This window comes from Nostoc sp. WHI, assembly GCF_015714725.1.
Taxonomy (GTDB): domain Bacteria; phylum Cyanobacteriota; class Cyanobacteriia; order Cyanobacteriales; family Nostocaceae; genus Nostoc.
Window position 1 is genome coordinate 1 of the sequence record NZ_WBKM01000361.1, and the last position, 7,171, is coordinate 7,171.

6 protein-coding genes and 1 pseudogene are annotated in these 7,171 nt (G+C 39.4%); 5 read left to right on the top strand and 2 right to left on the bottom strand.

Features of this window, described 5'->3' with window-relative positions:
• A pseudogene (locus F8S12_RS37140) lies at positions 1-207 on the top strand (ISLre2 family transposase); the annotation flags it as partial.
• A 162-nt stretch (positions 208-369) separates the two neighbouring features.
• On the opposite strand, the gene F8S12_RS37145 reads toward F8S12_RS37140, so the two are convergent.
• On the bottom strand, positions 370-627 hold the full coding sequence (locus tag F8S12_RS37145; protein WP_196521335.1) for a hypothetical protein: 258 nt from the start codon (positions 625-627) through the stop codon (positions 370-372).
• Between the two features lie 56 nt (positions 628-683).
• Positions 684-2,549 (bottom strand): protein kinase domain-containing protein, encoded by a 1,866-nt coding sequence (locus F8S12_RS37150; protein WP_196521336.1) that lies wholly within the window; start codon positions 2,547-2,549, stop codon positions 684-686.
• Between the two features lie 456 nt (positions 2,550-3,005).
• Between F8S12_RS37150 and F8S12_RS37155 the strand changes: the two genes are divergently transcribed.
• The 4 genes from F8S12_RS37155 to F8S12_RS37170 all read left to right on the top strand — a co-directional run.
• Positions 3,006-4,538 (top strand): NACHT domain-containing protein, encoded by a 1,533-nt coding sequence (locus F8S12_RS37155; RefSeq protein WP_196521337.1) that lies wholly within the window; start codon positions 3,006-3,008, stop codon positions 4,536-4,538.
• Positions 4,539-4,549: 11 nt separating this feature from the next.
• The gene (locus tag F8S12_RS37160; RefSeq protein WP_196521338.1) at positions 4,550-4,855 is read left to right on the top strand and encodes a fertility inhibition FinO-like protein; all 306 of its coding nucleotides are present in this window, start codon (positions 4,550-4,552) and stop codon (positions 4,853-4,855) included.
• Positions 4,856-5,439: 584 nt separating this feature from the next.
• Complete coding sequence (locus F8S12_RS37165; protein ID WP_196521339.1) at positions 5,440-5,772, top strand: hypothetical protein; 333 nt, start codon at positions 5,440-5,442, stop codon at positions 5,770-5,772.
• The coding region (locus F8S12_RS37170; protein ID WP_196521340.1) for a DUF3854 domain-containing protein at positions 5,769-7,171 on the top strand (1,403 nt) is incomplete at its 3' end. The genes F8S12_RS37165 and F8S12_RS37170, both read left to right, overlap by 4 nt.

Here is a 7,171-nt window from a genome sequence, read left to right on the forward strand (position 1 = left end):
ATAACTCAAAAACTACCTATTGGCAGTGGTGCAATTGAGAGTTTAATCCGCCAAGTTGTCAATTTAAGAATCAAAGGAAACAGTAAATTTTGGTTGAAAGACAATGCAGAAATTATATTACATCTGCGCTGTCAATGGATAGCTGGAAGTTGGGATAATTTTTGTATTTCTATCTTTAATTCCTTTATTAAACCTCAAACTGCTTGATTAATTTTATACTTGCGTTCTCATCTTTAGCTATTGGTTGCTGTAATTGATACTAAATATCAAAGGCTTGTTACAGATATTTTGGGAAATAATCGTCAAATGACTTACTAGCAATCTTTTTGAGATATCTCATCAAGATGAATTCTCCTGCGAATCAATATTTTATTTGTAAATAAAATCACTCCGTACTTGAATATAATTTTTAGCGATCGCACTTTTTTTGTCCGACCTCACAAAATCGCATTGCTCCCTAACTTTAGCTACAGGTTCACATGAGCGCTCCTCTGAACCCAACCTCACTACTTGTTGTCCCCATCCACTACCCACATTCATCAACATTAACGTTGATATAATTGCTCCGACTTGAAGCTTCCTGTTCTTAAACACTAATTCTTTTGGTTCTTTTTTAGTATTCAACATTATATTTATTCAAACATTTATCAATATAAACAGCTTACATAAATATTTATCTGAAATCAATTTTTCTTGAAAATCCGTCTTAGCAATTCTTCTCTCCACTTTTGAATTTCTGGCAAATATACTCCATCCGTTCTTGCTAGTAGACACATTTCTCCATAACTACTTGCATAATCTAAGTCACGTAGTGCCTCTTTTGTTTTTGCTAGTAAGCAATAGACATCTACTCTTTGGGAATCTAATTCAAACGCTTTTTGCAAATTTTCATCTGCTTCCTGATATTTTTTTTGCATCAGTTTCGCCCAGGCTAAATTTTTATATAATACTGCTCTTAACTGTTTATCACTAGATGGCGCTTTATTTAATCCTTTTATTGCTAGTTGTTGAGCTTGAGCATAATTTCCTTGCAAATTATTCAACCTAGACAAATTATTCACAGCAATTAACGCCTGATCCTGACCAGATTTAATTGCTAAGTTATATTGTTCTTGAGCTAAGTCATATTTTTCTTGAGTTTCATAAAAGTTAGCTAAATTGTAGTGTCCTGTCCAAGAGTTAGGCTCTAGCCTAAAAAGCTGTTGATAACTTTTGTTTACACAATCTATATCTCTCAAAAATTGACAAGTCAATGCTAGATTATTATATGAATCTATATCATTCGGATTATATTTAGCCGCTAAATTATAATATTTCTTTTCTAATTCTAAATCTTCTTTAACTCTTCCTGCTATATCAAAGTAGAATTTGGAAATTTGATTACTTAATTCAGGGCGAATTTTTACTGCTTGGTCAAATAGCTTTTGCGCTTGCTCTGTATTATTTTCCTCCTCTAGCTTTTGCCCTTGTGCTACTAAATTATTTGCATAAGCTGGGAATCCAAGTGTATAAGCTAGTAATCCTATCAAACTAACGCTGGCGATCGCTGCACTGAACATGAAGGGTTTCGACCTTATTAGTCTATAAAGTTTACTTTGCTGAGGGAGTTTTTTTAGCCGTTGCAAAATTATTTCAGTAGTCTGCGGACGCTGCCCTGGAAGGAAAGCCATTAATTCATCAAGAAAATCAGCAAAGGGTTTATCAATCTGCCGTGCTTTATCTCTCCAAATTAGGTTTCCTGTTTTTTTATCTCTTGGCAGATCCATCAGTTGAATACCAGTAACCAGATTTACAAAAGTCCTACCTAAAGCAAAAAAATCTGACTGTGGGACAGCTTGACCATTAATTTGCTCCAAAGGGGTGTAATAAGGCGTGACAACAACCGTAATTTCATATCGTCCTCCCCTACCTGCATCAGTTCCTCCACTTCCACTTACTTTTGCTAAGTAAGTGTTAGTTAGGCGCCGTGCAGCACCAAAATCAACCAATGCTAATTGACCGTTCGGCTGAAGAATTATATTAGAAGGCTTAATATCTCGATGAAAAAAATCAGAACGGTGTACTGTATCAAGTATTTCAACTAATTGTCTCAGCCATTCTAATGCTTGAGATTGCGAAATACGCCCATTAGATTCTATCCATTGCTCCAAGCTTTGTCCCTCAATCTTATCCATAACCAAGCAATGTAATATTAGGGGACTGGTAGGAACAAAAGTAAAAAAGTCATCTACCTTGCTTTCAGGAATATTTGGATGTTGGATTAGTTGTAAAGCTAAAGATTCTCCTTCAATAAACTCACGTAGCTTAGGCGTGTTCCATTTCAGGACTTTCATGACTCGCCGCTTGCGTACAATATTCCACTGAGTACCAGTGTCATCAACTTCAAAAACATCAAAGTAGTTATAAGGATCATCAGTGAGCGTTTTTAAAGGCTCGACTAAGCGAATGCGGTTGTTAATTAGCAGCGAAGTACCACAAGATAGACAGTTTTCAGCATCGTCGGAATTTTGACGATTAGCACAAAAAGGATTAATACAGTAAGACGACATATTAAAAAAATTTATATCATGCCGTTGATAATTAGTTATTCTGCATCAGATACCTGAATGCAGCGTTTGATATAGGAATCCGGCTTGATTTTTAGTAAGCACATCAAGATTTAAGCTGTTGCTGCTGGACAAAACTTATGGTTTGAGGCTTTTTCAAAAATTAAATAGGAAATAGATCCGTGGTTAATAGGCAAAGACTGTTAAGTAGGGTAACAAGTACGCGGGTATCAATAAGCCTGTCCATGATTCTAGGTTTACCCCTCGGCCGATCTGGTATTTTTGTTGGTTGCTCCTAAGTGACCTATTAGAAATTTGTATGATACTTCTACGTAAACAAGCAAACATAAATGGAAAAGTCTAGTAAGATTGAGTTTGATATGCCATTCTCCTAGAATAACTCTAATCTATGAAACGTCTCCTCAAAGGATCTACTACCTTAACGGGGCAAAAGCAGTTATGGATTTGAATCTTGGGCAAAAACTAGAACTTACAGACCCTTCTCTTTCTTTGATTGTCACAACAAGGCAGGAGTTATTGAGACAAAATTTTTCAGGAGAAGTAACTTTTGAAACAGCCTTGTCTATAGTAGATGATTTAGTGTTTGCCAAAACAAGTAGACATCTCTCTGAAGCTGAGATTACCTTACTAAAAGGAGCATGGAGTAACTGTGAGTACGAAAACATAGCAGAAAACTCACCTTATAGCATCAATTATTTACAGAGGAATTTAGCTCCTCAGTTGTGGGATCTACTCTCTGCAACAATTGGAAATGGCGAGCGGTTAAACAAAAAGAAGCTGCGGGATTTTCTGGAAAAAGTAGTTCGCAACAAGTATGATACTCAAAGTATTGCATTAAATGCAGAGCAAGCACATTCTGCCAACAACTTTATACAAGTTAGAGGACAGCCGCCTGACATATCTAGCTTTTATGGACGGACACAAGAACTGACCCACTTAAAAGAATTAATAGTAAAACAGCGTTGCGTATCATTAATAGGAGCGCCAGGAATTGGCAAAAGTGCCTTAGCGGCAAAACTACTAGCAGAACTTACTGTAGGGGATCAACCCCAATTTGATTGCTTAATTTGGAAATCAGTGGCTCATGCACCACTAATTTCAGATTTAGTAGTAGATTTGATTGAGCTAATTGATCCCTTCGAGCCATCTTCGTGCCTACCTGAGTATACACAAGGAATGATTGCAATGTTGCTCAAACAGTTGCAATCGCGCCGATGTTTGTTGGTATTAGATGAAATTGAAGCATTGTTTCAGAGAAATAGCTTTGAGCATCGGCTAGAGTATAAAATATTTTTTCGTCGTTTAGTAGAAGAGTTACATCAAAGTTGTTTGCTTTTAACCAGTCGAGTTTTCCCTAATGATTTCGATAACCTGATAAAGGCTAAACGACCTATTACATATCTTAAAATTAAAGGCTTGGATAGCGATGCTGCAATGCAACTTTTAGCTGATCAAGGACTAACTAATCAGGAAAAATGTAATGAATTAATCAAAACTTATTATGGAAATCCTTCAGAACTACAGACAGTAGTTGAACGAATTAACCACTTCTTTGCTGGCAGTACTGAGATGTTCTTTAAAAACAAAACTACGTTTATTAGCAGTGAATTTCAAAAAATGCTTAATGAGATTTTTGGTCAAGCACTAAATGAAGTTCAGAGGCAGATTATGATTTATCTTGCAGAGCAAGTAGCTTCAAATTCAAAATCTATTACCTTCGTTAAGCTATTGAATGATTTTACTCAAAAGCAAACAGTATGTGTCTCAACTTCCGAGTTGGTTGAAGCATTGGAAAATTTAGAAAGGCAATCATTGATTGAAAGCATTAAAGACCCTATTACAAAAGAAATTAGCTTCCATTTACAACCAGTTATTAAAAAGTATATTACGACAGATCCGCTAGGATTGGTGCATACATCTGATACTTCATCAAAATTAGCGATGCCTACGGCGGCAAGCTACGCATCTTAACAGAGGTAACTATGATTGCAGGCAAATTAGAAATCACAATTAAAATCAGCGAACTGCCACAACCTAAGATCATAGAGAACGGTTGGCAACAATTTGACTTAGACTGTGACGGACGCATCATAACAATCACAGTTAAACCAAAGATTTACAAGAAACTGACCGATGCTGCTAGTAATTACCCACAGTGGGTTGCAGCGATCGCTGGTAAACTCGGTCAGGAAACAGAAAGCGGGTTCGTGCTGGAGGAACCCAATATACAAGTTTTCGAGCGCAAGCCCAAGGCAGAAACGACCTCTGCGGTAGGTGCTGCTTCTTGAGAAAGTGGATTACCCAATCAGGGTAAGCTAGACCGAAAACTGCTAAATATGGAGGAGTCAAACACAAACGTTGCAGAATCTCGCTAGATACGGAAAGACCACAAGTTATGTAAGATAAAGCTAATTCAAAGGAGATATAGAGGTGAAGATACAACACTACGAGAACTTAACGCACAAAGCGCCACTAAGGAGTAGCGCTTCGTGCGTGGCTTAAATTTCATATAACCTCAGAGCGGGGTTATCTCCTGGAAACCAAAGCAGTGGTAGTTAAAGTTTAGGCGCTTTTATCCACTGACTGGTCAGACGAGATTGAATCCGCTGCTTCTCGTATTATACGAGAAGCCGCACGAAACGCACCAGTTTTGTGTGGTAATTTTGGCTGTCGAAATTGTAAAGATTTAGTAAAGTTAAATTTTATTAAGGAAAAACCCGAATTTCGTAGCAAAAATCCGTAGCAGCGCGAATATCAGTTACCAGTTACCAGTTACCAGTTATCAGTCAACATTTGATAACTGGTAACTGTTGACTGATAACTGATGCAACCCCCTCTGAGCTTGTCAACCAAGTAATCAGGGGAAAATATCGTGATAAATAGCAAACCCAAGAGCGCAGTATTTGTTGAGCGCATGGGGTGTGATAGTGCAGCTTTCGCACGGCAACTTTGTGCTGTGGTAGAGGGAAATTTCAGGAATATCCTGGCTAGAGCGAGAGTTTCACAGCTTCTAAGCTGGCTGTGTTTAAATAATGGCGATAGAAACATCGCTGGACTAGCCGTTGTAATCACCTGCGACGTGGGTGATGATTACTGGCAGTTGCTGCTCAAAAGGAAAGAACTAGCGATCGCGTTTCTTCCGCTCAAACGTTATTTTCAAAAAAACATACCTCTCTCCAAGGAATTCCAAGGAGAGAGCGGATGAAATTACGCCCAATTGAATACCCCAACAACCTCAAGGCTGCTGAATACCACGAGTTGACGGTTGGTAGCGCCATTCACCCAGCACTGATTGAGCGCAACTTCTTCCACATCGAGGGAGAAACAATCTACGAATACCTATTCATCTCCAACAAAATTCCTCGCAAAAATGCCGGTCGAGTCACAGATGCGTACATAAGGCAATATCAGCATCTATTATTGGGTGGCACATGGATTCAATCTCTTGACCCCTTTAAAAACTGGCAGCCAATGGACTGGGGGCGGATTAAGCCCAACTTCCCCCGTATTGATTGGCAAAAAGGTAAACCCGTTAAGTACGAGTCACCCCCCAAGACCCCCAACCGCGTTACCTACTTTGATGTCGCCAACCCCATCTGGGACAAAGTAGCAAAACGTTATTTAATCAAGCGCTATCATTCACTTTTGGCACTGCGATTGCTTGACAAACTCAATCCCTTGATCTTCTGGGAGTGGGTGAAACAGCATCCCGAAATTCCCGTTATCTTATGCGAAGGGGAGAAGAAGGCTGCTTGCTTGCTGAGTTTGGGGTTTGTAGCGATCGCACTCCCTGGAATCTGGAACGGGCGCGTAGGCAAACAAGATTTCGATGAACGACTGCATCCTGACTTAGTACCCTTGGCACAACCAGGACGCAAGTTCATAATTCTTTTCGATTACGAAACCAAAGCCAATACCCGTTGGTCAGTTTTTCAGGCCACTGTTCGCACCATTAGAACTATTGAAGCTGCTGGCTGCACAGGTGAAGTGGCATTGTTGCCAGGGCCAGAAAAGGGTGTTGATGATTTCGTAGTTAGTCAAGGTGTTGATGCTGATACTTTATTAACTGCGATCGCAGATGATGCCAAGAGCCTTAAAGATTACCAGCGCTCATACCGAACTCGAAAATGGGGTTTAACCAAATACAAACCCAATGTGACAGTTAACGTCCGTTACCTGACTGACGCTTTCATCAAGAAAGAAGCCGATTCAGACCAAGGGATACAGCATCAAACTGAGCTTGTTCGCCAGAGACAATGCATAGAGTTACCGACAACCGACAATCAACAAGAGTGCTTGAACCCAAACAGCCACTCGACAAACCCGAAAAAGCAAAAAGAAATCTTATCACAGATGTCTCGCTACCTTACTATACCAGTCTCTGGGCTACTTGTATTATGGAGTGACATGGGTACTGGTAAAACTGAACTCATGCGCTGGTGGCGATCCCAAAACCCCGAAGCACGATTTCTCAACAATGGGCATCGCGTTAATCTGCTGAAAAATCTGGCTCTGCGTCTGGAAACCGCGATGTATTCAGACTTGGGTTACACAGGTTTAGCTCAGGCGCAAGCTCTCAGTATTACTATCGACAGCTTGCATAA

Excerpts from the sequence above, each read along its gene's own strand:
- F8S12_RS37145 (WP_196521335.1), bottom strand. The coding sequence starts at position 627 with ATGTTGAATACTAAAAAAGAACCAAAAGAATTAGTGTTTAAGAACAGG.
- F8S12_RS37150 (WP_196521336.1), bottom strand. The coding sequence starts at position 2,549 with ATGTCGTCTTACTGTATTAATCCTTTTTGTGCTAATCGTCAAAATTCC.
- F8S12_RS37155 (WP_196521337.1), top strand. The coding sequence starts at position 3,006 with ATGGATTTGAATCTTGGGCAAAAACTAGAACTTACAGACCCTTCTCTT.
- F8S12_RS37160 (WP_196521338.1), top strand. The coding sequence starts at position 4,550 with ATGATTGCAGGCAAATTAGAAATCACAATTAAAATCAGCGAACTGCCA.